Here is a 541-nt window from a genome sequence, read left to right as displayed (position 1 = left end):
GTCTTGTGCTCGCCGTCTTCGTCGTAGCGGTAGTAGGCGTGCGCGTGGGGGGCGGGGATCTCGGTCTCGGTGGTGGGCTGGCTGGTGCCGGTCAGGCCGAGCGGGCCGATGATGAGGCGCTGCATCTCGGCGGCGATGGGGCGGCCGGTGACCTTCTCGATGAGCAGGCGGGCCAGCACGTAGTTGGTGTTGGCGTAGCTCCAGCCGGTGCCGGGCTCGAAGCGGGCGGGCCTGGCCAGGGCCAGGCGGACCAGCTCTTCGGGGCTGTAGGTGTGGAAGCGGTGGTCGGCCCATTCCTTGCCGGCCATGGTGGCCGGGATGCCGGGGGCGAAGGTGCCGTCCTCGTAGAACTCGCCGGTGAAGTTGAAGATCCCGCTGGTGTGCTGGAGCAGCATCCGCACGGTGATGCGCCGGTCCAGCCCGAACTCGGGCAGGTAGTCGTCCACCGGGGCGTCCAGCGCGACGCGGCCCTCGGCCACGAGCTGGAGCACGACGGTGGCGGTGAAGGTCTTGGTGTTGCTGCCGATCCGCACGTGCCCGT

At 70.1% G+C, this 541-nt stretch carries 1 protein-coding gene; it reads right to left on the bottom strand.

The features are described from left to right. Nucleotides 1-541, bottom strand: a 541-nt coding sequence (locus IO39_RS43450) for a serine hydrolase domain-containing protein (RefSeq protein ID WP_043637717.1), incomplete at both ends; no start/stop codon positions are given.

This window comes from Nonomuraea candida, assembly GCF_000725485.1.
In the GTDB taxonomy this organism is placed as follows: domain Bacteria; phylum Actinomycetota; class Actinomycetes; order Streptosporangiales; family Streptosporangiaceae; genus Nonomuraea; species Nonomuraea candida.
The sequence above is the reverse complement of the archived record's forward strand: the minus strand, read 5'-3'. Positions and strand labels throughout refer to the sequence as shown.